This window comes from Nonomuraea sp. NPDC050536 (assembly GCF_044457685.1).
In the GTDB taxonomy this organism is placed as follows: domain Bacteria; phylum Actinomycetota; class Actinomycetes; order Streptosporangiales; family Streptosporangiaceae; genus Nonomuraea.
On sequence record NZ_JBITHD010000014.1, the window covers coordinates 141,979 to 168,604 of the forward strand.

Sequence of the window (26,626 nt, forward strand, 5' to 3'; positions counted from 1 at the left end):
AAGGGGACAGAGCTCCTGAGCGCTAGACGATGACCAGCTCAGGAACGGTCAGGTCACGGAACGCCGTGATCGCCGCGTCCGCGGTGGGCCGCTGGAACAGCGCCCCCGAGGCGCGGTGCGGCAGATCCACGGTACGCAGGTGGCGGAAGCCACGCGACCGGTAGTACTCCTGGAGCCGCAGGTTCGCCTTCGCGCAGTCGAGCCGCAGCCAGCGCAGCCCGAGTGCGTGCACGTGCGCCCCGGCCCAGTCGAGCAGGGCGTCACCCAGGCCGCTGCCCGACCAGGGCCGGGCGATGGCCAGCTTGTGCACGTACATCCCCGCCGACGGGTCGTCGGCCCTGGACCAGAACTCGGGATCCGCGTGGCCGTCGAGCGCGATCGTGGCCACCGGCGGCGCCGCCTCCTCCGGGTCCAGCAGCCTCAGCTCGTCGTCCAGCAGGAACAGCACACGCTCCTCGATCAGCGGCTCGATCCTCTCGGGCCCGAAGCCGGCCCGCGGCCACTGGCGGACCCCCTGGGAATGCAGCCACTCCGCGGTGTCCGCGAGCAAGGTGAGGACGCCGGGAAGGTCGGCGGGCTCGGCTCGGCGGAGGGTCAGCGGGTGAAGGAGGGTGTTCGAGTGCATGGTTCATCCCTTCGTTGCGTTGGGTGAACGAGTGAACACATTGCGTATCCACTCGATGGCGCACGGCGTTGAACCGGATAAATATGGATAAATCGAGATTCGGGGGAGTATGCACGACTCCCCCGCCCAGCGAGGAAGAAAGGCTCGCTGGACATGGGCCGGTCGGGATCACCCCCAACCGAGCTCGATCAGCGGCGGTCGAGCTCGTATCTGATCAAGTGCTTGTCGGCGGGGAGCACCGACACCGCGACACGAACCGGCGTATCACCGCTGTCGTATCCGACCCGGACGTACACCACGACAGGCGTGCCGAGCTCCAGCTGGAGCCGCTCGGCCTCCTCCTGGTTGGGCATCCTGGCCCAGATGTCGTCCACGACGCGTACCTGCCCGTGCCCGAGCTCCTCCAGGACCCGGTTCGCTCCTCGTGCGATGTCGCCCGGCCGTGCGATCTCCGAGTTGGCGACGAGGTCATACGGAAAGTAGGAGTCGTTGGTGTTGTACGGCTGGCCGTCCACGAACCTCAGGCGCCTCCGTACCAGCGCCAGGTCGCCGTCCTCGAGTTCGAGCCTGCTGGCGATCTCCTCGACGGGCGAGACGGTCTCGATGGTGATCGCCTGGCTGGGTTGCCGGCCTTCCTTCTCTACGGCGTAGGCGAAGGCCTCTCGCAGCTCCCCTGCGGGATGCGGTTCCAGCTCTCGTTGCGGGTGAATCAACAGTGGTCTGCGGTCCCTGACCACGCTGCCGCGGCGCGGCGCTCGCGTGATGAGCCCCTCGTTGACCAGCTCTCCCAGCGCCAATCTGACGGTGTTACGACTCACGCCGTGGCGGGCACGCAGCTCGTCCTCGGTCGGCAGCTGCGCCCCGGGGCCGAGGACGCCGGAGTAGATGGCCTTCCGCAATTCCGAAGCCACCTGCTGATACAGCGCCGACCTTGCCACTTTCACCCCTTTTGTTCCAACAATTTAGACGATCTGGTTCTAGCAAGCCACAACCCCTTGACCGGACGGCCTTGACAGCCGCATCATCCATTCGTTGGTACAAATCCATCGAAAGGCCGGTGAGGGGGTGAGCGGCCGGTGTTGCCGGTCCGCGCGGGTACGCCGTACCTGCCCTGGCAAGACCCCCGCGAAGCAACACGTCTACTGCGTTACGCGTTGCATCGCCAGGGGTTCACCCACACCTACCAGAGCAATGGGAATGGCATGTCCGTGCTATCCGTGTTGACCGAGTTGACCGTGTGGTGCAAGGACGGATCCTTTGTCTGGGACGAGGAGGGCACCCCCGTCACGCACCCGATCGATGACCCGGTCGGCGCCGCACAACGCATCGCCGCACGCTACCGACACCCGGAGGCCTCGCAAGAGGGTCACTCCCCCACCGACTCCGTGCGCGAACATACGGCCTAGGACTCCATCCCTCGCCGGAGTCCTGGGAACCGGCGCGCACGGGGCAGGAAGCGCGTCCTGGCGGGTCCCCCACGCCCGCCAGGGCGCGTTTTCCCATTTCAACGCCCTTTTGTACGGAATTTCGCTTTTATCCCCATTTAGTCCGATATTCAGGGACGCCAGTGGATCAGGCCGTCGGGCGTGAAAACAGGAATGACGCTCTCTCCTGGGCGGGGCTCATCGGCGCCTTCCCAGGTGCCGTACATGACGCAGTGCGGGGCGTCTGACAGGCGGACCCTGACGACCGTGCCCTCCGGGAAGGGCCGATGGCTGGTGATCCAGCTCTCGACCGTGGCCAGCGGCTCCGGATGGTGCCACTCCCACTGTTCGGTACGGCAGGCCGGGCAGAACGCCCGGGGCGGGAAGCGCAACGTTCCGCACCCGTCACAGCGCTGGACGGCGAGCTCGTGCCGGGCCACCAGGTCCCACCATTCCGACGAGTCCCTGTCACGCATGAGTCAGCCCTTCCGGAGGATCAGCGCCGACGTCGCCGGCAGGACGTACCCGGGCTGGGCAGTCGACAGCGCCACCTCGGCACCGGGCACCTGCCGATCCCCCGCGTCGCCGCGCAACTGGGAGACCGCCTCGGCGATGTGGTTGATCCCGTGCACATACCCCTCCGACAGGAACCCGCCGTGCGTGTTGACCGGCAGAGCCCCGTCCGGCGCGGTGGCGCCCGAGGCCACGTACGGCCCGCCCTCTCCCTTGGCGCAGAACCCGTAGTCCTCCAGCTGCACGATCACCGAGTAGGTGAAGCAGTCGTAGAGCTCCGCCACGTCGATCTCCGCCGGCCCGAGCCCCGCCTGCGCGTAGAGCCGGGGCGCCAGCGCGGCGGCGGCCGTGGTCGTCGGATCCCCCGACCCGCCCGACAGGAAGGAGTCGCCCCCGCCCCACGCCGCCGCCCTGATCAGGACGGGAGCACGGCGCAGCGTCGCGGCCCGGTCGGCGGAGGTCACGACCAGGGCGCACGCGCCGTCGGTTTCCAGGCAGCAGTCCAGGAGGCGGAAGGGGTCGGCGATGGGACGGCTGGCCAGGTAGTCGTCGAGCGTGATCGGGGTGCGCATGAGGGCGCGGGGGTTCTTGGCGGCGTTCGCGCGCTGCGTCACCGCTTGCTGCCCGAAGTGCTCGGACTTCGTGCCATATTTCAACATATGGGCGCGGGCGTACATCGCGTACTGCTGCGGCGGGGCGAAGTAGCCGTACGGGGCTTGGTACTGCACCTCGATGCTGGTCCCCGCGGCCTGGCCCATCCGGAACTCCGAGCGGGCGTTGATCGCCCGGTAGCAGACCACGGTCTCGGCCACCCCCGCCGCCACGGCCAGCGCCGCCTGCGCCACCACGGCGTGCGACACGCTCCCGCCGCCGAACTGGTCCAGGTGCCACGCCGGATCGTGGATGCCCAGCGCGGGCGCGACCACCGAGGGCGCCGCGGAGTCACCCACCCGGTGGGTCGCGATGCCGTCCACGTCGTCGGCCGTCAGCCCGGCGTCCTCGAGCGCGGCCAGGATCGCCCGGCAGGCCAGGGTGAGCGTGCTGACCCCGGAATCCTTGGAGAAGGGCGTGTACCCCACGCCCGCGATCGCCACCCGATCCCTGAACTCAAGCAAGCGCTTGCCCACCCGGCCACGCTAGGCCGCCCCCTCTACCCCTGTCAACGCACGCCATCCCCGCCCTCCCAGGCGGCGGGTTGACGACTTCACCAGCCGACAGCACTACGCAAACAAGCAAGCGCTTGGTAAGATACCGGGCATGCCACTCCTGTGCAGGACAGATAACGGAGCCGCGATGGCAACCCATTCGGGCAACGGCCACCTGGACAGCCGGCGTTTCAGGTCGGTGCTCGGGAGGTTCGCCACGGGCGTGGTGGCGATCACCGCGCTCGACACCGACAGCGGCGATCCGTGCGGCCTGGCGGCGAACTCCTTCACGTCCGTGTCCCTCGAGCCCCCGCTGGTGGCGTTCTGCGTGGCCCACACCAGCACCACCTGGCCCCGGGTGCGCGGCGCCAAGGTGCTGACCGTGAACGTGCTGGCCGACAACCAGCAGCCGGTCTGCCGCCAGATGGCGACCAGCGGCGGCGACAAGTTCGCGGGCCTGGACTGGACGGTCTCCCCCGGCGGCAACCCGGTACTCGACGGCGCGTTAGCGTGGATCGACTGCGCGGTCGAGGCCGAGCACCTGGCCGGCGACCACATGATCGTCGTGGCCCGCGTGCTGCAGCTCGACACCCACGCCGACGGCGGTCCCCTGGTCTTCTTCCGCGGCGGGTACGGTGGCTTCGCCGACTGCTGACGAGGGCCTCAGGCAGGAGGCGCGCGCGTGGCTGGCGGCCAACCTCACGCACGACCTGCGCGGCCTGGGCGGCCCCGGGCGTGAGGACGAGGGCTTCGAGCTGCGCCGCGACTGGGAGCGCCGGCTGGGCGCCGCCGGCTGGACGTGCCTGGGCTGGCCGAAGGAGTACGGCGGGCGGGACGCACCGCTAGCTGACCAGGTGGCCTTCCACGAGGAGTACGCCAGGGCCGACGCCCCGGCCAGGGTCGGGCACATCGGCGAGGGGCTGATCGGCCCGACGATCCTGGAGTTCGGCACCGACGAGCAGAAGGAGCGCTTCCTGCCGCCGATCCAGCGCGGCGAGGAGCTGTGGTGCCAGGGCTACTCCGAGCCGGAGGCGGGCTCCGACCTGGCCGGCGTCCGGACGAGGGCCGAGCTCTCGGGGGACGAGTGGGTGATCACCGGGCAGAAGGTGTGGACGTCGCTGGCGCACGTCGCCGACTGGTGCTTCGCGCTCTGCCGCACCGAGCCCGGCTCACAGCGCCATCGCGGCCTGTCGTACCTGCTGGTCCCGATGCGGCAGCCGGGCGTCGAGGTGCGGCCGATCGTCCAGCTGACCGGCTCGTCGGAGTTCAACGAGGTCTTCTTCGACGGGGCCCGCACGGCGGCGGGCAACATCCTGGGCGAGCCGGGCGACGGCTGGCGGGTCGCGATGGCGACGCTGGGCTACGAGCGTGGCGCCTCCACGCTCGGCCAGCAGATCGGTTTCCGCCGCGAACTTGACCGGGTGATCGCCGTGGCCCGCCGTACCGGGGCCGCCGACGACCCGATCCTGCGCGACCGCCTGGTCCAGTCGTGGATCGAGCTGGAGATCATGCGGCTGAACGCGCTGCGCACCATGCGCTCGCTCGGCGCGGGCGAGCCGGGGCCCGAGGTGTCGATCGCCAAGCTCTACTGGTCGCAGTGGCACCAGCGGCTGGGCGAGCTGGCGCAGGCCGTGCTCGGCCGCGCCGGGCTGGTCTACGAGGGCGACGAGGACCTGCAGCGGCTGTACCTGTTCAGCAGGGCCGACACGATCTATGCCGGTTCGAGCGAGATCCAGCGCACCATCATCGCCGAGCGCACCCTGGGACTGCCACGATGAACCCTCCCGCCTACCCTCCCGCGCACGGCCTGCTGGACGGCAAGGTCACCCTGGTGACCGCCGCCGCCGGGGCCGGGATCGGCTATGCCACCGCCCGCCGCTGCGCCGAGGAGGGCGCCACGATCGTGGTCTCCGACCGGCACGAGCGCCGCCTGGGCGAGACGGCCGAGGCGCTGACCGAGCTCACGGGCGTCAAGCCGCTGGCCGTACCGTGTGACGTGACCTCGGAGCCGCAGGTGCTCGCGCTGTTCGACGCCGTGGTCGAGGCGCACGGGCGGCTGGACGTGGTGGTCAACAACGCCGGGCTCGGCGGCACGGCGGAACTGGTCGAGATGACCGACGAGCAGTGGTTCCAGGTGCTGGACGTCACGCTCAACGGCACCATGCGCTGCACCAGGGCCGCCCTGCGGCACATGATCCCGCAGCGCTCCGGCGTGATCGTGAACAACGCCTCCGTGATCGGCTGGCGCGCGCAGCGCGGTCAGGCGCACTACGCCGCGGCCAAGGCCGGCGTCATGGCGCTGACCAGGTGCGTCGCGCTGGAGGCCGCCCCGCACGGGGTCCGGGTCAATGCGGTCGCGCCGTCGCTGGCGATGCACCCGTTCCTGGCCAAGGTCACCAGCGACGAGCTGCTGGCCGAGCTGACCGCGCGGGAGGCCTTCGGCAGGTCCGCCGAGCCGTGGGAGGTCGCCAACGTGATCGTCTTCCTGGCCAGCGACTACTCCTCCTACATGACCGGCGAGGTCGTCTCGGTTTCCAGTCAGCACCCCTAATATCCTGGCGATCATTATATAGTGATTGCCATGAACATCACGGAACCCATGTTCCTGACGCTGACCGCCCTGGTCGGCGAGCCGTTGCACGGCTACGGGATCGTCCAGGAGGTCGATCGGCTGTCCGGCGGCCGCGTCAGCCTCAAGATCGGCTCCCTGTACGGCGTGCTGGACCGGCTCGCCGCGGAGGGCCTGGTCGAACTCGACCGCGAGGAGGCCGTCCAGGGCCGGCTGCGCCGCTACTACCGGCTGACCGACGCGGGCGCCGGCGTGCTGGAGGCCGAGGCGGCCCGCCTGGCCGAGCACGCCAGGACGGCGACCGCCCGGCTGCGCGCCCGCACGGCGGGAGGTCTCGCGTGAGCCTGCTCGAGCGCCGCTACCGTTCCGTCCTGCGCCTGCTGCCCGCTTCCTACCGCGCCGTGCGCGAGGAGGAGATGGTCTCGGCGTTCATGGAGTTCTACGGCGAGGTGCCGGACGAGGAGAACCCGCGTCCCCGCTGGAGCGAGGTCGCCAGCGTGCTGGCGCTCTCGACGCGGTTACGGCTGGGCGCCCCGGGGGCCGGGCCCCGCTTCGCCGCGTGGGGCGCGGCGGTCCGCCTGGTGGCACAGGCCGGTCTGCTCTTCGAGGCCGTGATGGGGCTGTTGCGACTGGCCCGGGAGGCGATCTTCCTCTCCAGGCCGCATCATGGCTTCGACTCTCCCTTCATAGAGATGCGAGCGTCCTGGGCCATGTACATGATCGGGTGGTCACTGGCGGTGGTCGCGTTCCTGGCGCTGGCGTCGGGCGGGGTCCGAACGGCCAAGGTCGCGGCGGGGGTCGAGTGCGTGCTCGTGGTGGCCGCGGAAGTCGTGACCGGCGACCCGGACCACCTGGCCTGGCGCGTGTACATCGGGCTGCTGAACGTGCCGCCTGTCCTGGCGTTGTTCGCCGCCTACCACCGGGACGCGCCCGCATTCCGGCTCGGCCGATGGCGGGCCGTGGGGTTGCTTGTCGCCCCTACGGTTCTGTACGTGCTGCTCCAGTTCTCGCTGGACCTGCTGCCCTACTCGCTATGGCTGTCGACCTGGACGGACCCGGCGGCGCTCGCCGTCTGCGTCGGATTCTGCCTCGCCCTGCGCAGGTCGGCGTCCGCCCGGCTCGGGGTTGCGATCTTGGCGGGGCTGCTGTTGCTGGTTCAGCTGCCGTCCCTCATGAACCCCTCGGGGGACCCTGAGAACCTGGCGTGGATCCCGGGCGCCGCACAGTGCGGGCTGCTCGGGGCGATCGTGCTGGTGTCCGCGGTATCCGGGGTGCGGGCACTGCCCGCCGTAAGTCCCTGACAGGGAAAGACCAGGGTAGGCGGGGTGACGGCGGCGATCTAGGGTCCGGGACATGGGTTCACGTTCCTCCTACCTTCTCGACGTCCTGGTGACCGAATTCGGCGAAGCGATCAAGCGGGATCCGGCCGCCTTCAGGCGGAAGTTCCGGAAGATGGCCGCTTCGCCGTTCGCCTTCTACCGGGGCAGCGCCTCGGTGTTCTACGCCGACCTGTCCGGGCCTTACGCCGATGGAGCGTTCCTGGACGAGCGGACCAGGCGCGTGTGGATCCACGGCGACCTCCATGCGGAGAACTTCGGCACGTACATGAACGCCTCCGGCGTGCTGGTGTTCAACGTCAACGACTTCGACGAGGCCTACGTGGGGCCCTACACCTGGGACCTCAAGAGGTTCGCGGCCAGCGTGGCGCTGCTCGGATACGCCAAGGCGCTGTCGGACGACGCGATCGCGCAGCTGGTGGGCGAGTTCGGCCGGGCCTACCTGTCCGAGCTGGGCGGCATCGCGCGCGGCGGCGACGACGCGATCGGGGCGCTGACCCTGGACACGACCACCGGCGTGCTGCACCGGGTGCTGCAGACGGCTCGGCTGCGTACCCGGGTCTCCATGCTCGACGTGGAGACCACGATCGACTCCTACGACCGGCGCTTCGCCTTCATGGAGGGGCGCTCGCCGGTGGATCCCGAGACCCGCGAGGCCGTGATCGGGGCCTTCCACGACTACCTGGCCACGCTGCCCGCGCCGGGGAACCCGGTCGAGCACGTGGTCAAGGACGTGGCGCTGCGCAAGGGCGTGGGGATCGGCTCGGCCGGGCTGCCCTCGTACAACCTGCTGCTCGAGGGGCGGTCGCAGGCGCTGGAGAACGACGTGATCCTGTACATGAAGCAGGCCCAGGTCCCTGCCGTCTCGCGCCACGTCACCGACTCCCGGGTCGCCAGATATTTCCGGCATCAGGGGCATCGCACGGCCGAGTCGCAGCGGGCCCTGCAGGCCTACGCCGATCCGTGGCTCGGCTACACGACGCTGCGCGGGGCCGGGCAGCTGGTCGCGGAGGTCTCGCCGTACTCCGCCGACCTGGACTGGGACGACGTCAACGAGCCCGCAGAGCTGATGGCGATCATGCGGGACCTGGGGCGGGCGGTAGCGCGGATGCACTCCGTGGCCGACGACGAGTCCAGCCACGATCTGGTGAACTTCTCCACCGAGGAGGCGATCGTGGCGGCGGTCGGCGACAACGAATCCGAATTTATCGCGATGCTGGAGGATTTCGCGTACGACTACGGGGCACAGGCCCGGCAGGACCATCAGCAGTTCGTCGACCTGTTCCGCAACGGGAAGCTCCCGGGGGTCTAGATGAAACACCTGATCGGGCTCTTACTGGGCACCGAGGAGGACTGGCCGGCCGCGTTCGAGACCATCCTGCGGCGGCTGGGCCCGATCAGGGGAGTCGGCGAGTTCGACGTGGAGCGCATCACGATCGAGCCCTTCGACCTGCGCGCCCGCCCGCGCTACGACCTGGTGATCGACCGGCTCGCGTACTGGTACTACCACCCGCGCGAGTGGCTGAAGAAGATCGCCATGATGGACGACGTCTACCTGCTCAACAGCCCGTTCACGTTCCAGTCGATGGAGAAGCACGCGGCCTACTGCGCGATGATCCGCCTCGGGCTGAAGGTGCCCGGCACCGTGCTCGTGCCGTACAAGAACCCGCCCGACAACGCCCGCTACGCCTACACGGCCGCCCGCTACAACCGGCCCTTCGACCTGGACCGGGTGGCCGAGAGCATCGGCTACCCGCTGTTCATGAAGCCCTACGACGGCGGCGCCTGGCGTGGGGTGTCGCTGGTGCGCGACCCGGAGGAACTGCACGCCGCCTATGACGCGAGCGGCGAGATGCTCATGCACCTGCAGCAGGCGATCGAGGGGTACGACGCCTTCGCCCGCTCGCTGTCGATCGGCGCCGAGACCATGGTCATGCGCTTCCGTCCGGACGAGCCGATGCACTCGCGCTACGCCGTCGACCACTCCTTCCTCTCCCCCGCCGTGGGCGAGGAGGTGGTGACGATCGGGCGGCTGGTCAACGCGTTCTTCCGCTGGGAGTTCAACTCGTGCGAGACGCTGGTCAAGGGCACGGACGTGCACCCCATCGACTACGCCAACGCCTGCCCCGACGTGGCGCTCACCAGCCTGCACTACTACTTCCCCTGGGCGATCAAGGCGCTGGTGCGCTGGTCGGTCTTCTGCCTCGCAACGGGACGCCGGCCGCGGCTCGACCTCGACACTCGCGAGTACTTCGCCGTCACGGGATCGTACGGCGAGCGGCTCGCGGCCTACCGGCGGCTGGCGGACGAGTACTTCGAGACCGCGCGGTACCAGGAGTTCTGCGCGACCCACCTGCGGCATCTGGATGACCTCGTGCTGGAGTGGGTGGCGGGGCCGGACTTCGACCGGCTGCTGGTGGACACGGTGACGGCCACGTACCCGGCGCACGAGCGGGACCGGTTCGTCTCGCACTTCCGCGGGCTGCTCGGGTTGTGGGTGAAGGACTCGGGCTAGCCTTTGCGACCGACCAGTCGGTATGGTCCAGAACATGAGTCTGTTCTCGCTGTTCTCGGTCGAAGGCAAGACCGTCGTCGTCACGGGCGGTTCGCGGGGCATCGGCCGGATGATCGCGGCCGGGTTCGTCTCGGCGGGAGCCACGGTCTACATCTCCTCGCGCAAGGCGGCCGAGGTGGAGAAGACCGCCGCTTCCCTGGGCTGCACCGCCGTACCCGCCGACCTGTCGACCGCGGCCGGGGTGGCCACGCTCGTCGAGGCCGTGGACGGGCCGCTCGACGTGCTCGTCAACAACGCTGGGGCGACGTGGGGAGCGCCGCTGGAGGAGTTTCCCGAGAGCGCCTTCGACAAGCTCTGGAACATCAACGTCAAGGGCGTCTTCTACCTGACCCAGCGCTTCCTGCCGCAGCTGCGCGCCGCGGCCAGTCCGGACAACCCCGCCAGGGTCATCAATGTGGGCTCGGTCGACGGGATCCGCGTGCCCGCCGTGGAGAACTACGCCTACTCGGCGTCCAAGGCCGGGGTCCACATGCTGACCAGGCACCTGGCCAGGCAGCTCGCGCCCGAGCACATCACGGTCAACGCGATCGCGCCCGGGCCCTTCGAGTCGAAGATGATGGCCTTCGCCCTCGACGACCCCGCGACCCGCGCGGCCGTCGCCGGCAACGTCCCGCTCGGCCGCATCGGCCACCCGGACGACATGGCCGGCGCCGCCATCTACCTCGCCTCCCGCGCCGGCTCCTACCTCACAGGCGCCATCATCCCCGTAGACGGCGGCGTCACCGCCTAACAGCCCTTGGGTCTTCAACGGGATTTGTCGTCTTCGGCCGGGAGGTGCTCACCCACCCGCTTGACATCAATAGGAGCATCCCCCTGAAGCCGGCAGCAGGAGGGCGAAAGGGTTAGAGGAGCTCGGTCAAGGCTGTGGCGAGGCGGGTGGCGGCGGCAGGTGAGCGGGAGAGGTAGAGGTACGGCTCCGTGAGCTCGAGCTCGATGACCGCGGGGCTGCCGTCGGAGAGCCGGACCAGGTCGATCCTGGCGTAGAGGAGGGCTTGGGGGATGGCGGCAAGCACCTTCTCGGCGAGTTCGACCTGGTCCGGGGCCGGGGTGCGGAGTTGCGCCTCGACGTTGTCCGCGCCCGTCCTGCCCGGCGTGAGCATCGCCGTGCGCCGGACGGCGTGGCTGAATCGGCGATTGAAGTACAGCAGCGACGTCTCGCCCTCCGACTCGACCATGTCGAGGTAGGGCTGCACCATCGGGGTACGCCCGTCAGCCTCGAGCGCGGCCGCGTGCGCCTGGGCGCGCGCCCGGTCGGTGGTCCTGATCGTGTCGCGGGCGCCCGCGGAGATCGCGGGCTTGACGACATATTCCTCCCAGTACGGCATGCCATCCGAAGCCCAGTGCGTGGGCACGATCGGCACGCCCAGATCCCGCAGGTACGTCTTGTCGGTGTTGGTCTCCAGCACGGTCGCCGGGTTCAGCAACTGCGTCGCGCTTTCCGCCCGCCGTGCCCATGCCAGGAACTCGTCGCGGCGGTCGACGTAGTCCCAGACGGAGCGGACGACGGCGGCGTCGTACCGGCTCCAGTCGACGTCCGGGTCATCCCATCGCTCGGCCCGCGCCTCGATCCCGGCTTCCCGCCACGCCTGCAGCACCGGCTCGCGCTCGTCATCGTGCCCATCCGGATCAGCAAACGTCACATAAGCACAAATAGTCACCCACGGATGCTAATACGCCCCTACCCCACCAGGTCAGCGCACCCCAACCAGCAAACCCCACCCCTCGCCCCACCCCAACCAACAGAGTGCGGCCCAGAATGCTGCGCCCTGAGCAGCCCAGAGCGACCCAGCTCCCCACAACCCCGAGGAGCAGAAACCCGGCCCAGGTTGCCGCGCCCCGTGGAACAGGGTTGCCCAGGTCGGCGCGCCCCGAGGAGCGGAGAGCGGTTCAGGTTGGCTTGCCCAATCAGCGGAGAGCGGCGCAGGTTGCCGCACCCCGTGGAGCAGGGAGCGGGCCGGGTTGCCGCGCTCCGTGGAGCGGAGAGCGGCCGAGGTTGGGGTGGCCGAGGTACGCGAGATGGAGCTTGGCTCGGTACCGCGGAGGGGCGGGTGGCGCGGGCCCGCCCGGCGCCGGGGGCGCGGCGTGATCGGGCGGGCGGCTAGGGGGCTCGGCGGGTTGCCGAGCCACTCGGAGGAGCCGAGGAGGCTCGCGGGGACACAGGCGGCGGGTCCGAAACCCGGCTCAGCAGGACTGGCCGACCGTGGCCGCGAGCCTCCTCGACGCCGATTGGACCGGAGCGCCCGAGGCGGATGCCTGACCGCGGCCGGAGAGGCGATCCCCCGGGGCTCCGGGAGGGCATGGGCGTGTGCCCTTGCCGTGTGACGAACCTGGCTCGTGGGGCGAGGCGCTGGGCAGGAGGGATGCCCGGCACGCCGTAGAGCGCAGGAGGGATGCTCGGCACGCCGTACGACAGGGAAGCACAGCGTGGAGGCGCGGTGCTGCCCACAGACGCGCCGAGCGGCGCGAGCCGGGTAAGGGACCCGGCTCGCACAGCTGCGGACCGGCTAGCGCGTGCACCTGCACACCGACAGACTCGGCTCGCACGGCTGCGGGCCGGCTAACGGACGTGCACGTGAACACCGACAGACTCGGCTCGCGCAGCTGCGGACCGACTAGCGGACTGCACGTACACACCGACAAACCCCGGCTCGCACGGCTGTGGATCGGCTAGCGGACGTGCACGTGGACATCCACCCAGCTGCCGCGGGTGCCTGTCACGGCGTTGCCGTTGATGTTGTTGATGTTGGTGGACCCACTTCTGCCGATGTTTCCGGCGAAGACGTTGCCGAAGTTGTTGCCCGACTGCGAGGAGTCGGCGTTGTGACTGCTGTTGTCGATGTCCGTGCTTGCGTAGGCCGGAGCGGAGAGGAGGGTGGCGCCGGTGGCGGCTACGACGATTCCGGTAACGCAGAGCTTCTTGAACATGCGATGTCCTTCCAGCGAGAGGTTTGCGTGCTGTCGGGCACGGATCCCGGGAGACCCGCGAGCCGTAGTCGTTTACTCGAAGATGTAGGTCACCGAGATGCTGCTGCCGGAAGCGGTGGTTGCGATGCCGTTGACGTTGTTGACGTTGGTCGAGCCGCCGTAGCCGCGATTGGAGGCGCCGACGTTACCGAAGTTGTTGCCGGACTGGGACGAGTCGCTGTTGCGGCTCCAGTTGTCGGTCCAGCTGTCTGCATGTGCCGGGCTCGCCAGCAAGGTGACGCCCGCGGCCGTAGCCAGGACGGCTCCGGCCGTGCACAGCTTCTTGATCACTCCAGCTCCTTCGCCTTTCGGGTTTGAACCCGCATAGGCGGCGCGAGACCCGGGCCCTGGGGCACGCGACCGACCCTTTGACTTCACTTGACCCGGTGGGGTCAAAGCCATAGCGATCATATAACTGTGCGTTGCCATTGCATAGCTATGAGTAATCAGAAGATTGTTCCGGTGAGTCGCTGACAGAAGATGTCAGCGATCCACGCCTAGCGTGCTCGCGTGATCTACGAGCTGCGGTACTACACCCTGCGCCCGGGGGCCAGAGAGACGCTCATCGAGCTGTTCGAGCGGGAGTTCGTCGAGACGCAGGAGGCCGTGGGGTCCGAGGTGCTGGGCACGTTCCGCGACCCTGACAACCCAGACACCTTCCCGTGGATCCGGAGATTTCCGGATATGGAGTCTCGGCGGATGGCGCTCGAGGCCTTCTACGGCGGGCCGGCCTGGAAGGCGCACCGCGACGCCGCCAACGCCACGATGCTCGACTCCGACAATGTGCTGCTCCTGCGTCCCGCCCTGGTCCCGGTCGACGGGTTATCGCGAAGCGAACGCCCGCCCGTCGGTGCCACCGAGCCGCCCGGGTCCCTGTACGTGGCGACGATCCACCACGTCGACGCCGGATTCGCCGGGCAGTTCGCCGAACATGCCCTGCCGGTGCTGCTGGACGCGGGCGTACCGGTGGTGGCCTGCTTCGAGACGGAGCACGCCGAGAACACCTTCCCTGCCCTGCCGGTCCGTACCGACGTGAACGTCTTCGCGTGGTTCGCCCGCTTCGACACGGTCGAGGACTACCGGATCCCCTCGCATCCCGTGCTCGACGAGGCGCCGCGCCAGGTCATCCGGCTCGCTCCCACCGTCCGGTCGGCGCTGCGATGAGCCTGGTCAGCGGGCCTTTCGAGGGCCCCTGCATCGCTGTGATCTTCACCTCGGTGCGGACGGGGGCCGACGCTCAGGGGTACGGCGAGACGGCCGAGCACATGGTACGGCTGGCCGCCCGGCAACCCGGTTTCCTGGGCGTCGACTCGGCCCGGGGGCCGGACGGGCTCGGGATCACCGTGGCGTACTGGCGGGACGAGGAGTCGATCGCCGCGTGGCGGGAACACGCCGAGCACGCGGCCGCCCGCCAGGCGGGCCGGGACCGTTGGTACGAGGAGTTCGTCGTCCACGTCACCCACGTCGACCGCTCCTACGCCTTCCACCGCCCACCCCCGACCACCACTTGAAGAGACAGCCGCGAAGAGGAAGCGACGGGCGACCGGCAATGCGCGCCTGTCCACGCCGCGCGGATGTGGAGACGCAGGGTTGGACGAGGAGAGACGGCCTGGGTCGGGCACCGTAGGGCGCGGTGGGAGAGGGCAGATGCCGTGCGGCGGGGTGGGGAGGGTTAGGTGCCGTAGGGCGGGGTGGGGGGTGGGGATTGGGTGAGGAGGGTGGTGATGGCGGGGGCGATCTCGGCGGCGGGCCAGCGGGATTCGCGGGTGACGCCGGCGCCGTGCTGCCAGCCGGTGGCCAGGGAGAGCGTGCCGCCTTCGACTTCGAAGACGCGGCCCGTGACGTGGGCCGATTCCGGCGAGCCCAGCCAGGCCACGAGCGGGGCGATGTTGGCCGGGTCCATGGTGTCGAAGCCCGAGTCCGGCTTGGCCATGGTGTCGGCGAAGACCTCCTCCGTCATGCGCGTCCTGGCGGCGGGGGCGATGGCGTTGACGGTGACCCCGTAGCGTCCGAGTTCGGCGGCGGCGACCACGGTGAGGGCCGCGATGCCGGCCTTGGCGGCGGAGTAGTTGGACTGGCCGACGCTGCCCATGAGCCCCGCCCCGGAGGAGGTGTTGATGATCCGGGCGTCCACCGGGGTCCCGGACTTGTGGCAGGCGCGCCAGTGGGCGGCGGCATGCCGTAAGGGCAGGAAATGGCCCTTGAGGTGGACGCGGACGACGTCGTCCCACTCCTGTTCCGACATGGACACCAGCATCCGGTCACGGACGAAGCCGGCGTTGTTCACCAGCACGTCCAGCCGCCCGAAGGCGCTGACCGCGGTCTTGACGAGGCGGGCGGCACCGTCCCAGGTGGCCACGTCGTCGGCGTTGGCGACGGCCTCTCCGCCCAGGTCGCGGATCTCGGAGACGACCGCGAGCGCGGGCCCCCCTGACCTGCCCTCTCCCGAACGGCCGGTGCCGAGGTCGTTGACGACCACCCGGGCGCCCTGCCGGGCGAACTCCAGCGCGTGCTCCCGCCCGATCCCCCTCCCCGCGCCGGTCACGATGACGACCCGCCCATCACAGATGCCCACGAGAGCCTCCAAACTCCGAAAAATTCAGTGATCGTAACAGGGGCGAGGGGTCATGGGGCGAGACTCTCCTGGCCGGTCAAGTAGCGCCAGGCAGGGACCTCGCCGCCACCATGGACCGCGACCTGCGCCCCGGTCACATACCCGGGGGAGGCCAGCCACAGGCACACCGAGGCCACGTCCGCCGGGGAGGCCAGCCGGCCAAAAGGGATCGTGGACTCCACGGTCGCGCCGCCGTAGTGCCCGGGAGCCTCCGCCAGGCCGACCACGACGGTGTTTACCCGGACGTCGGGCGCCCATTCGGCGGCCAGGCAGGCTGCCAGGTGGTGCAGGCCCGCCTTGGCCGCGCCGTACGCTGAGGTCCCCGGCGACGGTCGCGCGCCGCTCGAGCTGCCGATCATGATGATGGAGCCCCGTGCGGCGGCGAGCAGCGGATGCGCGCGCTGCGCGACCAGCAGCGGCGCGATGAGGTTGAGCTCGATGACCCGCGCGTGCAGGCGCGGCGAGGTCCCGGCGACAGGCGCGTACGGCGAGCCGCCCGCGTTGTTGACCACCACGTCCAGCCGTTCGAGCCCGCCGACCAGCCGGTCGACGTCGTCGGGATCCCGCACGTCGGCCTGGACGAACCCGGGTACGTCCGCGGGACGCCGCCCGCACACGATCACATCGGCCCCGGCATCGCGGAACGCGGTGGCGATGCCGGCCCCGATGCCGCGAGTCCCACCGGTCACCAGCACGACCTTGCCCGCGTAGTCGTAAGTCACGGTCACGGGTGCTACCGTACCAAGCAAGCGTTAGGTGCAACCAGGGAGCGGGATGGGAATCACGCTACGGGAGGGCCCGGTCGCCGAGGTGGTCGTGGACGTCCCGCCGGTCAACGCGCTGACCGCGCGGGGCTGGCACGAGGTGGCCGGAGCCCTGCTGCGGGCGGGCGAGAACCCGGAGACCAGGGTCGTGGTGCTGCGCGCCGAGGGCCGCGGCTTCAACGCCGGCGTCGACGTCAAGGAGCTGTCCGCCGAAGGCGAGCACGCGGCGATGGTGGCGGTGAACCGGGCGTGTTACGCCGCGTTCGCGGCCGTCTACGACTGCGCGGTGCCGGTGATCGCGGCGGTCCACGGCTACTGCCTGGGCGGCGGGATCGGGCTGGTGGGCAACGCCGACATCGTGGTGGCCTCCGATGACGCCTATTTCGGGCTGCCCGAGGTGGACAGGGGCGCGCTGGGCGCGGCCACCCATCTGGCGCGGCTGGTGCCGCAGCACCTGATGCGGGCCATGGTCTACACATGCCGCACCGTGACGGCCGAGGAGTTGCGGGCCTTCGGCTCGGTGCTCGAGGTGACCTCCCGCGACAAGCTGCGCGACCTGGCGATGAGCGTGGCCGAGCAGATCGCCGCCAAGGACCCGTACGTGATCCGCCGCGCCAAGGAGTCGCTGAACGGGATCGACCCGGTCGACGTCAAACGCAGCTACCGCTTCGAGCAGGGCTTCACGTTCGAACTCAACCTGATGGGCAAGCGGAAGGGGCTCGAGGCGTGAAGGTGATGTCGATCGAGCAGGTCGTCGCCGCGCTGGACAGCGGCATGACGATCGGCATCGGCGGCTGGGGCTCGCGCCGCAAGCCTATGGCCCTGGTCCGGGCGATCGTCCGCTCGCCGTTGCAGGACTTGACGATCATCTCGTACGGCGGGGCCGACGTGGGCATGCTGTGCGCCGCGGGGAAGGTGCGCAAGGTCGTCGCCCCGTTCGTCACGCTCGACACGATCCCGTTGGAGCCGCACTTCCGCGCTGCCAGGCAGGCGGGCACGGTCGAGTTCGCCGAGTACGACGAGGGCATGTTCATGTTCGGGCTGCTGGCGGCGGCGCACCGGCTGCCGTTCCTGCCCACCCCCGCGGGCCTGGGTTCCGACGTGCTGCGGATGAATCCGGATCTGAAGACGGTCCGCTCGCCGTACGGCGAGGAGGAGCTGGTGGCGGTCCCCCCGCTGACCATGGACGTGGCGCTGGTCCACCTGAACAGGGCCGACCGGCGGGGGAACGCGCAGTACCTGGGTCCCGACCCGTACTTCGACGACCTCTACGCCAAGGCGGCGAAGAAGTGCTTCGTCTCGTGTGAGCGGCTGGTGGAGACGGAGGAGCTGCTGAAGGAGGGCCCCGTCCAGTCGCTGCTGATCAACCGATCCTTGGTGACAGGGGTGGTCGAAACACCCCACGGGGCGCATTTCACAGCGTGCGAACCCGACTACCCGAGAGACGAAACCTTCCAGAAGCTCTACGCCACCACCCCATGGGACGAGTTCTACGAAAGGTTCATCAACAGCGATGAGGGCTGACGTGTGCGTGGTCGCCTGCGCCGAGGCGTTCCGCGGGGACGGCGAGGTGCTGGCGGCCGGGATCGGCGGCGCGATCACGGTGCTCGGAGCCCGCCTGGCCAGGCTGACGTTCGAACCCGACCTGCTCACCCACGACGGCGTGTGCCTGCTGACCGGCGACGTGCCGGCCCTCGGCGAGGCGCCGCAGGTCGTGGAGGGCTGGCTGCCGTTCCGCGACCACCTCTGGCTGGTGCTGCACGGCAGGCGGCACGTGATGCTGGGCGCCTCCCAGATCGACAGGTACGGCAACACCAACATCTCCGCCATCGGCGACTGGACCCGCCCGAAGGCGCAGCTCCTCGGCGTTCGCGGGGCACCCGGCAACACGCGGTGCAACCCGACGAGCTACTGGATCCCCCGCCACTCCCCCAGGGTCTTCGTGCCGAAGGTGGACGTGGTGAGCGGCCTCGGCACCGATCGCGGCGCCTGCGAACTGCGCCGGGTGGTGACGGACCTCGGCGTGCTGGACTTCACGGGCGAGGGCGGCCGGATGCGGCTGGCGTCGGTGCATCCCGGCGTGAGCGTGCGTGACGTGGTGGAAGCGACCGGCTTCGAACTGGAGGTCCCCGCGGAGGTTCCGGAAACCCGGGGCCCGACCGTCGAGGAGCTGCGGATCCTGGACGAAGTCCTGGACCCGGGCGGAATGCGGGCCCGGGAGGTACCCGGGTGAGGACCGCGCTGACCGACCTGGTGGGGTGCCGGTACCCGATCGTGCAGACCGGGATGGGCTACGTCGCGGGAGCCCGGCTGGCGGCGGCCACCTCCGAGGCCGGCGGGCTTGGCGTCATCGCGGCGGCGACCATGTCGATGCCCGAGATGACCGCCGCGATCAGGTCCATCAAGGAGCGCACCGGCGCGCCCTTCGGCGTGAACATCCGCTCCGACGCCGGCGACGCGCCCGAGCGGGTCGAGGTGATGATCCGCGAGGGCGTCAGGGTGGCCTCGTTCGCGCTGGCGCCCCGCAGGGAGCTGATCGCCAGGCTCAGGGACGCGGGCGTGGTCACGATCCCGTCGGTGGGCGCGCGCAGGCACGCCGAGAAGGTGGCCGCCTGGGGCGTGGACGCGGTGATCGTCCAGGGCGGCGAGGGTGGCGGGCACACCGGGCCGCTGGCGACCACGCTGCTGCTCCCCCAAGTGGTCGACGCCGTGGACATCCCGGTGATCGCCGCGGGCGGGTTCTTCGACGGGCGCGGGCTGGTGGCGGCGCTGGCCTACGGCGCGTGCGGCATCGCGATGGGCACGCGCTTCCTGCTCACCTCGGACTCGACCGTGCCCGACGAGGTGAAGAAGGTCTACCTGGCGGCCACGGAGACGCTCGTCACGACCAGGGCCGACGGAGTGCCGCACAGGATGCTGAAGACCCCGTTCGTGGAGTCGCTGGAGCGGTCGCGGCTGCTGCGAGCCGTGCTCAACGGCGCCCGCTTCAAGCGGCTGTCGGGCCTGTCGTGGGCGGAGATGCTGCGCGAGGGGCGCCGGATGCGGCACGGCAGGGAGCTCACCTGGGCCCAGGTCTTGCAGGCCGCCAACACACCGGTCCTGCTGCGGGCCGCCATGGTGGACGGCCGCGCCGACCTGGGCGTGATGGCGGCCGGCCAGGTGGTGAGCATGATCCACGACCTGCCCTCGTGCGAGGAGCTGATCACCCGCATCATGATGGAGGCCAAGGCGACGCTGTCCCACCTCAGCGGGTCCTGACACCCAGCAACCCGAGAACCGCCGTACGGCCCGCTACACCGCTGGGACGGCCGGGCCGTACGAGAGAAGTCAGACGACGGTGATGCCGCGGGCCGCCAGGATGGCGGTGGCCTGCGCCTGGTTGATGACGGCGCCCGCCAGCGTCCTGAGCTTGTTGTCGTCCGGCTCGCCGAGGTCTGCGCCGCGCAGGTCGGCCTTGGCGAAGACCGTCTTGATGAGCTTGGCCCCGCGCAGCCTGCAGTCGCTGAACGTGGCCCCGGTGAAGTCGCACCCCGACAAGTCGGCGTCGTCGAAGCGGACACCCTCGATGAGCTCCCCGCGCAGCGAGCAGCCGCCCAGGTTGGCCATCGTCAGGTTGCTGCGGGACACCTTGAACCCGGTGCCGCGCGAGCCGGTCAGCGAGGCGCCGATCATGCGGCAGCCGCTGAACGACACGTCCGTGAGCAGCGCGCCGCCGAAGACGGCCGACGACAGGTCGACGTCGGTGAAGACGGCGTCGACCAGGTCGGCGTCGGAGAAGCGGATGCGCATCCCGCCGCCGCCGGTGAAGACGGCGCCGTCCAGGTCGGCCTTGCGGAAGTCGGTCTGCTCCATGACGCAGGACTCGAATCTGGCGCCCGCCAGCGGCGCGCCCCAGAAGTCGGTCTCGGTGAGGTCGCAGTCACGGAAGACGTGCGTCTCGTCCGGCGGCAGCCGGTCGGCCAGCGACTTGTGTGCGAGGCCCTCCCCGTCGAAGTTCACAGTCGACCAATCTACTCTCGTCGGGGTCAGAGCCCGCCAGTGATCACCTCGGCGGCGGCCCGGCCGCACACCGTGGCCGAGCCGTACGTGGCGATGTGCACGGCGCCGAGGTCGCAACGCTCGGGCAGCCCCATCTCCACCACGATCGCGTCAGGGCGGACGCCGAGCAGGTGCGTGGCGGCCTCGCGCTGCCAGGAGAAGCGGTGCACGTCCCGCACCACGATCACCAGCGGCCGCCCGTGCGCCTCGGCCAGCAGATCCTCCAGCGCGGCCCCGGTCGACTCCCCGGCGGTCAGCCGGGTGACGGTCGTGCCGGGAAGCAGGTAGGCCAGGGGTTCACCGACGCCCCACGGGGTGCCCTTGTCGATGGCCAGGTTCATCTGCGGAGCCAGCTCCACCACGCTCGCCGCCGTCGTCACCGGCAGCACCGGCGCCGCCGACCGCCGCGTCACCCGTACGGCCCGCCGCGCCGCCACCAGCCCGATCTGCCCACCCGAACCGAGGAGAGCGGAAGCGCGGGAGCGGGCCGATCGCGTCCAGCCGGCCAGGGCGGCGACGCGGGCCGCGGCGTCGGCCAGGCGCTCCTCGGGCAGCACGCCCTCCATGACCGCGGCCGCGATGGCGTCCCGCACCCCGGCGGCCGTGGCCTCATCCGAGCGCTCCCCGCCGATGCAGATGGCGTCCGCCCCGGCCGCGATGGCCAGCGCGGAGGCGCGGCCGATGCCGTACGGCCCGGAGACGGCGGCCATCTCTATGCCGTCCGTGATGATCATGCCGTCGAAGCCCAGTTCCTCCCGCAGTAACCCGGTCAGCACCTTGGGGCTGAGCGTCGCCGGGAGGTCAGGATCGTAGGCGGGGACCAGCAGATGCCCGGTCATGACGGACCTGGCGCCGGCGGCGATCGCCTCGCGGAAAGGGCGCAGCGCGCACTCGATCCCGCCGTCGGCGACCACCGGCACCCCGTGATGCGAGTCGACCGAGGTGTCGCCGTGGCCGGGGAAGTGCTTGGCGCACGCGGCCACGCCCGCCGACTGCAGCCCGCGCACGAAGGCCCGCGTGTGCCGGGAGACCAGCTCAGGATCGGCCCCGAAGGAGCGCAGCCCGATCACCGGGTTGTCCGGGTTGGAGTTCACGTCGGCGGAGGGCGCGAAGTCGATCGTGACGCCCGCGGCGGCCAGGTCGGCCCCCAGCTCGCGGGCCAGCGCCTCGGTCAGCTCCACGTCGTCGACCACGCCGAGCGCGTACGCGCCCGGCCTGCTGCTGCCCGAGGCCACCTCCAGCCGCGTCACCTCGCCAGTCTCCTCGTCGGTGCCGACGATGACGGCCGGGTTCTCCGCCCGTAGTTCGGCGGTCAGCTCGGCCACCTGCGCGGGGCTCGCGATGTTGCGGGAGAACAGCACCACGCCGGCCAGGCCGTCGCCGAGGCGGCGCCGCAGCCAGTCAGGTGGGCTCGTGCCGGCGAATCCGGGCAACAGGACGGCGTCGGCAAGGCGAAGCAGGTCATCACCGCTCTTGGGCATGACCCGAAATCTAATAGGAAAGTTTCCTATTTGCTAGAGGCATTTTCGGACGTCAAACCGTGAACGACGCAACGGACCTCCTGTCCACGAAGTCCGCCGCGCGGTAGTCGACGCGCAGGTCGGTCCCGGCCTGCCGTACAGGAAAGGTGGTCGCGGTGACCGTCGAAGAACTTCAGGTCCCGAAACGGCCGGAACCCTAGACAGTTGTCGCGACTACAGTTAATGTTGTCGCAACGACAAAAGGAGCCTGGGATGTACACCTTCAGCGAAGAGATGGTCATCAGCGGCGACATCGCGGCGATCTGGCGGGTCGCCACCGACGTGCCGAGCTGGCCCGACTGGGACCCGCACGAGGAGAAGTCGCGCATCGACGGCCCGTTCGAGCCGGGTACGACGGGCTGGGTCAAGCCCAAGGGCGCCCCTGCGGGGCCCTTCACGATCACCGAGGTCGAGCGGGAGCGGATGTGGGCAAGCCAGGCCGGGATCCCCTTCGGTAAGTTCTGCGGCGTGAATCGCTACGAGCCGGTCGGCGACGGCAAGGTCAGGGTCAGCAAGAGCATCGAGGTGCACGGGCCGTTCGCGCCGATCTTCCGCCTGATCTGGGAGCGCGGCATCCGCGCCGACCTGCAGCGGACCTTCGCCGCTCTGGAAGTCGAGGCGGCCAGGCGTGGCTGAGCCCAGAGGGCCGCTGATGAGCCCCGGCTTCTGGCTCCACCACGCAGCGCTGGTCTGGCGGCAGGCCATGGAGCGGGGGCTGCGCCCGCTCGGCCTGACCCCCACCCAGTTCAACCTGCTGGCCTCGGCCGGGTGGCTGGCGCGCACCACCGGCCGCCTGCCCACCCAGCAGGAGGTCGCCGACCAGTCGGGCGCCGACCGGATGATGGCCTCCAAGGTGCTGCGCACCTTGGAGGAGCGCGGGCTGCTGGTCCGCGCGCCCGATCCGCACGACGCGCGCTCGCTGCGTCTGGAGGTCACCGAGGCGGGGCGCGAGGTGGCGAGCAGGGCCGTGCGGGTGGCCGTCCAGGTCGACGAGGAGCTGTTCGGCGAGGCCGGGGAACGCCTGCGCGAGGACCTGCGCGCCGTCGCGGCGCAGCGCCTGGGCGAGGGTTAGAGCCGCTCGAGGATCGTCACGTTGGCCTGGCCGCCGCCCTCGCACATGGTCTGCAGGCCATATCGGCCGCCGGTCCGCTCCAGCTCGTGCAGCAGTTTGACCGCCAGCACCGCGCCGGTCGCGCCCAGCGGGTGCCCCAGCGCGATCGCCCCGCCGTTGGGGTTGACGCGCGCCGGGTCGGCGCCGGTCGCCCGCAGCCAGGCGACCACCACGGACGCGAACGCCTCGTTGATCTCCACCGCGTCCATCTCGCCGATCGTCATCCCGGCCCGCTCCAGTGCCCGCGCCGTCGCGGGGATCGGCGCGTCCAGCATGGTGATCGGGTCCCCGCCGCGCGCCGACAGGTGGTGCACGCGCGCCCGCGGCACCAGCCCGTGCTCGCGTACGGCTGCCGCCGAGGCGACCAGCAGCGCGGCGGCCCCGTCGGAGATCTGGGAGGCCAGCGCGGCGGTGAGGCGCCCGCCGTCCATCAGCGTCTTCAGCCCCGCCATGCGTTCCAGCGAGGTGTCACGGCGGGGCCCCTCGTCCGTCGCGACGCCCTCGTAGGGCACGATCTCCCGGGCGAACCGCCCGGCGTCGATCGCGTGCAGCGCCCGCCGGTGCGACTCCAGGGCGTAGACCTCCATGTCCTCGCGCGAGACGTCCCACGTGGCGGCGATCCGCTCGGCCCCGCGGAACTGGGAGACCTCCTGCGTGCCGTACCGCTGCATCCAGCCCTTGGAGCCGCTGAACGGCGTGTCGTGCCCGAGCTCCCGCCCGGCGATCATGGCCTGGGAGATGGGCACCATGCTCATGTTCTGCACGCCGCCGGCCACCACCAGGTCGCTGGTGCCCGACATGACGGCCTGGGCGGCGAAGGTCAGGGCCTGCTGCGAGGAGCCGCACTGCCTGTCGACCGTGACGCCCGGCACCTCCTCCGGCAGCCCGGCCGCCAGCCAGCAGGTGCGGGCGATGTCGCCGGCCTGGGGGCCGACCGTGTCGACGCAGCCGAAGATCACGTCGTCGACGGCCGCCGGATCGGCGCCGGTTCGGTCCATCAGCTCCTTGAGCACGTGTGCGCCCAGGTCGGCGGGGTGGGCCGCCGACAGGCCCCCGTTCCTGCGCCCGACGGCGGTCCTGACCGCGCCGACGATGTAAGCCTCGCTCATGCCGATATCGTAGCAAGCGCTTGGTAGGCGGCTGAGCTGCGCGTGTTCTGTGAACAAGCGATTGTGCGACAGGTCATAATGGAGGACGTGACAACGCGAAAGACCTCCGCCACGGCCGCCACCGCCAAGCGACCCCGGGCCGCCTCCACCGGGTCGGCCTCCGAGCGCCGCGACCACCTCGTCAAGCTCGCCGCGGAGATCTTCGCGCGGAAGGGCTTCCAGGCGACGACGGTGCGCGAGATCGCCAACGAGGCCGGAATCCTCTCAGGAAGTCTCTACCACCACTTCGACTCCAAAGAGACGATCGTCGACGAGGTCCTGTCGACCTTCCTCGAGGACCTGATCGCCCGCTACCGCACCGCGCTCGAGTCCGGCTCCGACCCCCGCACCGTGCTGTCGGACATGGTGCGCATCGGCTTCAGCACGCTGGAGCCGCACCGCGCCGCGATCACGGTGATGCAGAACGACTGGAACTACCTGCGCCAGTACGAGCGCTTCAACTACCTCGTCAAGGCCGAGGACGAGGTCGAGCAGATGTGGGTCGCGCAGATCAAGGCGGGCCAGGCGGCCGGCCAGTTCCGCGCCGACGTCGACCCCAAGCTCACCTACCGGATGATCCGCGACACGATCTGGGTGGCGGTCCGCTGGTTCCGCCCGGGGGGCAGGCTCAACACGAACGGGCTGGCCGAGCATTACATCACGGTCCTGTTCGACGGCGTCGCCACCGGTGAGCGGACCACCCAGAAGGGATGAACCTCGGCAAAGCCATACGGCTGGCCCTGCAGGAGGTCGCCGAGCCCGCCAAGGCTCCGCAGATGCAGGCCTACATGAAGTCGGCGATGCCGTTCCTGGGTGTCCAGGCGGGCCCCCGGCGCGCGGCGTTGCGCAGGGTCTTCGCCGAGGAGCGCATCGACACCGCCCCCGAGTGGCGGCGCGCGGTGCTGGCACTGTGGCGCGATGCCGAGTACCGCGAGGAGCGCTACGCCGCGATCGAGCTGACCGGGTTCCGCTACTACCGGGAGTTCCAGACGCTCTACACGGTGCCGATGTACGAGGAGATGGTCGTCACAGGCGCCTGGTGGGACCTGGTCGACGAGCTGGCCACGCACAGGATCGGGGGGCTGCTCGCGGCGTTCCCCGACTCGATGCGGTCGCTCATGCTGGAGTGGGCGCGCGATGACGACCTGTGGAAGCGGCGCACGGCCATCCTCAGCCAGAACCGCTTCAAGGAGCGCACCGACACCGCGCTGCTGTACGCCTGCATCGAGCCGAGCCTGTCCGACAACGACTTCTTCGCCCGCAAGGCGATCGGCTGGGCGCTGCGCGAGTTCGCCAAGACCAACCCGCACGAGGTCGTGCGCTACGTGCGCACCAAGGGCATCACGGGCCTGTCGCGCAGGGAAGCGCTGAAGAACCTGCCCGTCACCTAGTCCACAGCGCGTCCTGTACGGCCTGCACCAGCGCGAGCAGCTCCGGCGTCGCCCGCTCCGGCGGCCAGGCCAGCCCGAAGGACAGGCGCAGCTCGCCCGCCTCCAGCGGCACGAACCGGACGTCGTCGCGGCGGATCGTGCGCGCCAGCAGCTGAGGCAGCGGCAGCAGCCCCGCGCCGGCCGCGACCAGGTCGAGCGCGGCGGCGAAGTCGTCCAGGTCGTCGGCCACGATCCGGTGCGGTCCAGGCACCAGCGCCGACAGCCTGGCCCACGCCCCGGCCGTCGGCCGGTTGCGCGGCAGCAGCAGCTCGCGCCCCTTCAGCTCCTCGGGCCCGACCCTGGCGCGCCCGGCCAGCCGGTCTCCAGGAGGTACGGCGAGCCGGTCGACGCCGACGTGGAAGCGGGCCGCCGTGGTGAACGCCGGCGGCGCGGGCATGCCCAGGATGGCCGCAGACACCTCGCCGTCGGCCAGGCCCGCCACGGCCACGGCCCGCCCCGCCGCCTTCAGCTCCACGGCGACGCCGCGGGCGGCCAGCCTCCTGGCGATGCGCGCGGCCAGCGGACCGACCAGCGATGGATAAGCAAGCCGAATAGCTGGGCGGGCGAGCCGCTCGCCCTCCTCACGGAACGCGGCAGCGGCGGCCAGCACCGCCTGCGCGTGCCCGACCAGCGCCTTGCCCTGCGCGGTCAGCCGCACCTCACGGCTGGTCCGATGGAAGAGCCGGAGCCCGAGGGCCCGCTCGAGCCGCCCCACGGCCTGGCTCACCGCGGGCTGGGACATGCCGAGCTCGACGGCGGCCCCGGAGAAGCTCAGCCGCCTGGCGACCACGGCGAACGCGTGGATCTCGCGCAGAGGCAGGTCCATAAGCGATAACAATAGATGGCCCG

At 70.4% G+C, this 26,626-nt stretch carries 31 protein-coding genes; 18 read left to right on the forward strand and 13 right to left on the reverse strand.

Going from position 1 to position 26,626, the window contains the following annotated elements:
* Positions 1-22: 22 nt before the first annotated feature.
* The 4 genes from ACIBHX_RS33830 to ACIBHX_RS33845 all read right to left on the reverse strand — a co-directional run bounded on the left by ACIBHX_RS33830 (position 23) and on the right by ACIBHX_RS33845 (position 3,689).
* Positions 23-625: a GNAT family N-acetyltransferase gene (locus ACIBHX_RS33830; protein WP_397071453.1), complete on the reverse strand. Its 603-nt coding sequence runs from the start codon at positions 623-625 to the stop codon at positions 23-25.
* A gap of 188 nt (positions 626-813) precedes the next feature.
* On the reverse strand, positions 814-1,569 hold the full coding sequence (locus ACIBHX_RS33835; protein WP_397071455.1) for a GntR family transcriptional regulator: 756 nt from the start codon (positions 1,567-1,569) through the stop codon (positions 814-816).
* A 611-nt stretch (positions 1,570-2,180) separates the two neighbouring features.
* Entirely contained in the window at positions 2,181-2,525 is a 345-nt protein-coding gene (locus ACIBHX_RS33840) for a Zn-ribbon domain-containing OB-fold protein (protein ID WP_397071456.1), read from the reverse strand.
* Between the two features lie 3 nt (positions 2,526-2,528).
* Positions 2,529-3,689, reverse strand: coding sequence for a thiolase C-terminal domain-containing protein (locus ACIBHX_RS33845; RefSeq protein ID WP_397071457.1), 1,161 nt, complete (start codon positions 3,687-3,689; stop codon positions 2,529-2,531).
* A 166-nt stretch (positions 3,690-3,855) separates the two neighbouring features.
* Between ACIBHX_RS33845 and ACIBHX_RS33850 the strand changes: the two genes are divergently transcribed.
* From ACIBHX_RS33850 to ACIBHX_RS33885, 8 genes are read left to right on the forward strand one after another with little or no spacing between them, the layout of a single operon-like run.
* Positions 3,856-4,362 (forward strand): flavin reductase family protein, encoded by a 507-nt coding sequence (locus ACIBHX_RS33850; protein WP_397071458.1) that lies wholly within the window; start codon positions 3,856-3,858, stop codon positions 4,360-4,362.
* Positions 4,343-5,485, forward strand: a complete 1,143-nt coding sequence (locus tag ACIBHX_RS33855) for an acyl-CoA dehydrogenase family protein (RefSeq protein WP_397071460.1) — start codon at positions 4,343-4,345, stop codon at positions 5,483-5,485. The genes ACIBHX_RS33850 and ACIBHX_RS33855 overlap by 20 nt, the downstream gene beginning before the upstream one ends.
* Positions 5,482-6,258, forward strand: a complete 777-nt coding sequence (locus ACIBHX_RS33860; protein ID WP_397071461.1) for an SDR family oxidoreductase — start codon at positions 5,482-5,484, stop codon at positions 6,256-6,258. The genes ACIBHX_RS33855 and ACIBHX_RS33860 overlap by 4 nt, the downstream gene beginning before the upstream one ends.
* 30 nt (positions 6,259-6,288) lie before the next feature.
* Positions 6,289-6,618, forward strand: coding sequence for a PadR family transcriptional regulator (locus tag ACIBHX_RS33865; protein ID WP_397071462.1), 330 nt, complete (start codon positions 6,289-6,291; stop codon positions 6,616-6,618).
* Positions 6,615-7,577, forward strand: coding sequence for a hypothetical protein (locus tag ACIBHX_RS33870; RefSeq protein ID WP_397071463.1), 963 nt, complete (start codon positions 6,615-6,617; stop codon positions 7,575-7,577). The genes ACIBHX_RS33865 and ACIBHX_RS33870 overlap by 4 nt, the downstream gene beginning before the upstream one ends.
* 52 nt (positions 7,578-7,629) lie before the next feature.
* On the forward strand, positions 7,630-8,925 hold the full coding sequence (locus tag ACIBHX_RS33875; RefSeq protein ID WP_397071464.1) for a DUF2252 domain-containing protein: 1,296 nt from the start codon (positions 7,630-7,632) through the stop codon (positions 8,923-8,925).
* The gene (locus ACIBHX_RS33880) at positions 8,926-10,128 is read left to right on the forward strand and encodes a hypothetical protein (RefSeq protein WP_397071466.1); all 1,203 of its coding nucleotides are present in this window, start codon (positions 8,926-8,928) and stop codon (positions 10,126-10,128) included.
* 34 nt (positions 10,129-10,162) lie between these two features.
* On the forward strand, positions 10,163-10,918 hold the full coding sequence (locus tag ACIBHX_RS33885) for an SDR family oxidoreductase (RefSeq protein WP_397071467.1): 756 nt from the start codon (positions 10,163-10,165) through the stop codon (positions 10,916-10,918).
* Positions 10,919-11,030: 112 nt separating this feature from the next.
* On the opposite strand, the gene ACIBHX_RS33890 is transcribed toward ACIBHX_RS33885, so the two are convergent.
* From ACIBHX_RS33890 to ACIBHX_RS33900, 3 genes are all read right to left on the reverse strand, one after another.
* Complete coding sequence (locus tag ACIBHX_RS33890; protein WP_397071468.1) at positions 11,031-11,828, reverse strand: RimK family alpha-L-glutamate ligase; 798 nt, start codon at positions 11,826-11,828, stop codon at positions 11,031-11,033.
* 1,027 nt (positions 11,829-12,855) lie between these two features.
* Complete coding sequence (locus ACIBHX_RS33895; protein ID WP_397071469.1) at positions 12,856-13,113, reverse strand: hypothetical protein; 258 nt, start codon at positions 13,111-13,113, stop codon at positions 12,856-12,858.
* Positions 13,114-13,185: 72 nt separating this feature from the next.
* A complete protein-coding gene (locus tag ACIBHX_RS33900) occupies positions 13,186-13,443 on the reverse strand; it encodes a hypothetical protein (protein ID WP_397071470.1) in 258 nt (85 codons plus the stop codon).
* Between the two features lie 219 nt (positions 13,444-13,662).
* Between ACIBHX_RS33900 and ACIBHX_RS33905 the strand changes: the two genes are divergently transcribed.
* Both ACIBHX_RS33905 and ACIBHX_RS33910 read left to right on the forward strand, forming a co-directional pair.
* Entirely contained in the window at positions 13,663-14,316 is a 654-nt protein-coding gene (locus ACIBHX_RS33905; RefSeq protein ID WP_397071471.1) for an NIPSNAP family protein, read from the forward strand.
* Positions 14,313-14,663 (forward strand): antibiotic biosynthesis monooxygenase family protein, encoded by a 351-nt coding sequence (locus ACIBHX_RS33910; protein ID WP_397071472.1) that lies wholly within the window; start codon positions 14,313-14,315, stop codon positions 14,661-14,663. Before ACIBHX_RS33905 ends, ACIBHX_RS33910 begins: the two co-directional genes overlap by 4 nt.
* A gap of 161 nt (positions 14,664-14,824) precedes the next feature.
* On the opposite strand, the gene ACIBHX_RS33915 is transcribed toward ACIBHX_RS33910, so the two are convergent.
* Together ACIBHX_RS33915 and ACIBHX_RS33920 are read right to left on the reverse strand one after the other, a co-directional pair.
* Positions 14,825-15,727 carry an SDR family oxidoreductase gene (locus ACIBHX_RS33915; RefSeq protein ID WP_397071474.1) on the reverse strand — a complete coding sequence of 301 codons (903 nt, stop codon included), beginning with the start codon at positions 15,725-15,727 and terminating at the stop codon, positions 14,825-14,827.
* Positions 15,728-15,777: 50 nt separating this feature from the next.
* Complete coding sequence (locus tag ACIBHX_RS33920; RefSeq protein ID WP_397071475.1) at positions 15,778-16,494, reverse strand: SDR family oxidoreductase; 717 nt, start codon at positions 16,492-16,494, stop codon at positions 15,778-15,780.
* A 46-nt stretch (positions 16,495-16,540) separates the two neighbouring features.
* Between ACIBHX_RS33920 and ACIBHX_RS33925 the strand changes: the two genes are divergently transcribed.
* Genes ACIBHX_RS33925 through ACIBHX_RS33940 form a run of 4 tightly spaced genes read left to right on the forward strand, consistent with a single transcriptional unit; the run spans position 16,541 to position 19,788 of the window.
* A complete protein-coding gene (locus ACIBHX_RS33925; RefSeq protein ID WP_397071476.1) occupies positions 16,541-17,260 on the forward strand; it encodes an enoyl-CoA hydratase family protein in 720 nt (239 codons plus the stop codon).
* Positions 17,261-17,265: 5 nt separating this feature from the next.
* Entirely contained in the window at positions 17,266-18,054 is a 789-nt protein-coding gene (locus tag ACIBHX_RS33930) for a CoA transferase subunit A (RefSeq protein ID WP_397071600.1), read from the forward strand.
* Positions 18,044-18,763 (forward strand): CoA-transferase subunit beta, encoded by a 720-nt coding sequence (locus ACIBHX_RS33935; protein ID WP_397071477.1) that lies wholly within the window; start codon positions 18,044-18,046, stop codon positions 18,761-18,763. The genes ACIBHX_RS33930 and ACIBHX_RS33935 overlap by 11 nt, the downstream gene beginning before the upstream one ends.
* Positions 18,760-19,788: an NAD(P)H-dependent flavin oxidoreductase gene (locus tag ACIBHX_RS33940; RefSeq protein WP_397071478.1), complete on the forward strand. Its 1,029-nt coding sequence runs from the start codon at positions 18,760-18,762 to the stop codon at positions 19,786-19,788. Before ACIBHX_RS33935 ends, ACIBHX_RS33940 begins: the two co-directional genes overlap by 4 nt.
* A 69-nt stretch (positions 19,789-19,857) precedes the next feature.
* On the opposite strand, the gene ACIBHX_RS33945 is transcribed toward ACIBHX_RS33940, so the two are convergent.
* Together ACIBHX_RS33945 and ACIBHX_RS33950 are read right to left on the reverse strand one after the other, a co-directional pair.
* On the reverse strand, positions 19,858-20,529 hold the full coding sequence (locus ACIBHX_RS33945; protein WP_397071479.1) for a pentapeptide repeat-containing protein: 672 nt from the start codon (positions 20,527-20,529) through the stop codon (positions 19,858-19,860).
* 26 nt (positions 20,530-20,555) lie between these two features.
* Complete coding sequence (locus ACIBHX_RS33950; protein ID WP_397071480.1) at positions 20,556-22,049, reverse strand: glycoside hydrolase family 3 protein; 1,494 nt, start codon at positions 22,047-22,049, stop codon at positions 20,556-20,558.
* Between the two features lie 252 nt (positions 22,050-22,301).
* Here ACIBHX_RS33950 and ACIBHX_RS33955 point away from each other — a divergent pair, with 252 nt between their 5' ends.
* Together ACIBHX_RS33955 and ACIBHX_RS33960 are read left to right on the forward strand one after the other, a co-directional pair.
* Positions 22,302-22,724, forward strand: coding sequence for an SRPBCC family protein (locus tag ACIBHX_RS33955; protein WP_397071481.1), 423 nt, complete (start codon positions 22,302-22,304; stop codon positions 22,722-22,724).
* Positions 22,717-23,160 (forward strand): MarR family winged helix-turn-helix transcriptional regulator, encoded by a 444-nt coding sequence (locus ACIBHX_RS33960; RefSeq protein ID WP_397071482.1) that lies wholly within the window; start codon positions 22,717-22,719, stop codon positions 23,158-23,160. The genes ACIBHX_RS33955 and ACIBHX_RS33960 overlap by 8 nt, the downstream gene beginning before the upstream one ends.
* Here ACIBHX_RS33960 and ACIBHX_RS33965 read toward each other — a convergent pair.
* Positions 23,157-24,308 carry an acetyl-CoA C-acetyltransferase gene (locus ACIBHX_RS33965; RefSeq protein WP_397071484.1) on the reverse strand — a complete coding sequence of 384 codons (1,152 nt, stop codon included), beginning with the start codon at positions 24,306-24,308 and terminating at the stop codon, positions 23,157-23,159. The genes ACIBHX_RS33960 and ACIBHX_RS33965 overlap by 4 nt on opposite strands.
* A gap of 87 nt (positions 24,309-24,395) precedes the next feature.
* On the opposite strand from ACIBHX_RS33965, the gene ACIBHX_RS33970 reads away from it, so the two are divergent.
* Positions 24,396-25,061, forward strand: coding sequence for a TetR/AcrR family transcriptional regulator (locus ACIBHX_RS33970; RefSeq protein ID WP_397071485.1), 666 nt, complete (start codon positions 24,396-24,398; stop codon positions 25,059-25,061).
* Positions 25,058-25,738, forward strand: a complete 681-nt coding sequence (locus ACIBHX_RS33975; protein ID WP_397071487.1) for a DNA alkylation repair protein — start codon at positions 25,058-25,060, stop codon at positions 25,736-25,738. Before ACIBHX_RS33970 ends, ACIBHX_RS33975 begins: the two co-directional genes overlap by 4 nt.
* Here ACIBHX_RS33975 and ACIBHX_RS33980 read toward each other — a convergent pair.
* Positions 25,731-26,603, reverse strand: a complete 873-nt coding sequence (locus tag ACIBHX_RS33980; RefSeq protein WP_397071488.1) for a LysR family transcriptional regulator — start codon at positions 26,601-26,603, stop codon at positions 25,731-25,733. The two genes, ACIBHX_RS33975 and ACIBHX_RS33980, sit on opposite strands and share 8 nt — an antisense overlap.
* Positions 26,604-26,626: the final 23 nt, after the last annotated feature.

Bases quoted from the DNA above. Each gene is read 5' to 3' on its own strand.
- ACIBHX_RS33955 (WP_397071481.1), top strand. From the start codon at position 22,302: ATGTACACCTTCAGCGAAGAGATGGTCATCAGCGGCGACATCGCGGCG.
- ACIBHX_RS33860 (WP_397071461.1), top strand. From the start codon at position 5,482: ATGAACCCTCCCGCCTACCCTCCCGCGCACGGCCTGCTGGACGGCAAG.
- ACIBHX_RS33965 (WP_397071484.1), bottom strand. From the start codon at position 24,308: ATGAGCGAGGCTTACATCGTCGGCGCGGTCAGGACCGCCGTCGGGCGC.
- ACIBHX_RS33930 (WP_397071600.1), top strand. From the start codon at position 17,266: ATGTCGATCGAGCAGGTCGTCGCCGCGCTGGACAGCGGCATGACGATC.
- ACIBHX_RS33950 (WP_397071480.1), bottom strand. From the start codon at position 22,049: ATGCCCAAGAGCGGTGATGACCTGCTTCGCCTTGCCGACGCCGTCCTG.
- ACIBHX_RS33880 (WP_397071466.1), top strand. From the start codon at position 8,926: ATGAAACACCTGATCGGGCTCTTACTGGGCACCGAGGAGGACTGGCCG.
- ACIBHX_RS33830 (WP_397071453.1), bottom strand. From the start codon at position 625: ATGCACTCGAACACCCTCCTTCACCCGCTGACCCTCCGCCGAGCCGAG.
- ACIBHX_RS33885 (WP_397071467.1), top strand. From the start codon at position 10,163: ATGAGTCTGTTCTCGCTGTTCTCGGTCGAAGGCAAGACCGTCGTCGTC.
- ACIBHX_RS33865 (WP_397071462.1), top strand. From the start codon at position 6,289: ATGAACATCACGGAACCCATGTTCCTGACGCTGACCGCCCTGGTCGGC.
- ACIBHX_RS33910 (WP_397071472.1), top strand. From the start codon at position 14,313: ATGAGCCTGGTCAGCGGGCCTTTCGAGGGCCCCTGCATCGCTGTGATC.
- ACIBHX_RS33980 (WP_397071488.1), bottom strand. From the start codon at position 26,603: ATGGACCTGCCTCTGCGCGAGATCCACGCGTTCGCCGTGGTCGCCAGG.
- ACIBHX_RS33850 (WP_397071458.1), top strand. From the start codon at position 3,856: ATGGCAACCCATTCGGGCAACGGCCACCTGGACAGCCGGCGTTTCAGG.
- ACIBHX_RS33925 (WP_397071476.1), top strand. From the start codon at position 16,541: ATGGGAATCACGCTACGGGAGGGCCCGGTCGCCGAGGTGGTCGTGGAC.
- ACIBHX_RS33935 (WP_397071477.1), top strand. From the start codon at position 18,044: ATGAGGGCTGACGTGTGCGTGGTCGCCTGCGCCGAGGCGTTCCGCGGG.
- ACIBHX_RS33875 (WP_397071464.1), top strand. From the start codon at position 7,630: ATGGGTTCACGTTCCTCCTACCTTCTCGACGTCCTGGTGACCGAATTC.
- ACIBHX_RS33895 (WP_397071469.1), bottom strand. From the start codon at position 13,113: ATGTTCAAGAAGCTCTGCGTTACCGGAATCGTCGTAGCCGCCACCGGC.
- ACIBHX_RS33840 (WP_397071456.1), bottom strand. From the start codon at position 2,525: ATGCGTGACAGGGACTCGTCGGAATGGTGGGACCTGGTGGCCCGGCAC.
- ACIBHX_RS33975 (WP_397071487.1), top strand. From the start codon at position 25,058: ATGAACCTCGGCAAAGCCATACGGCTGGCCCTGCAGGAGGTCGCCGAG.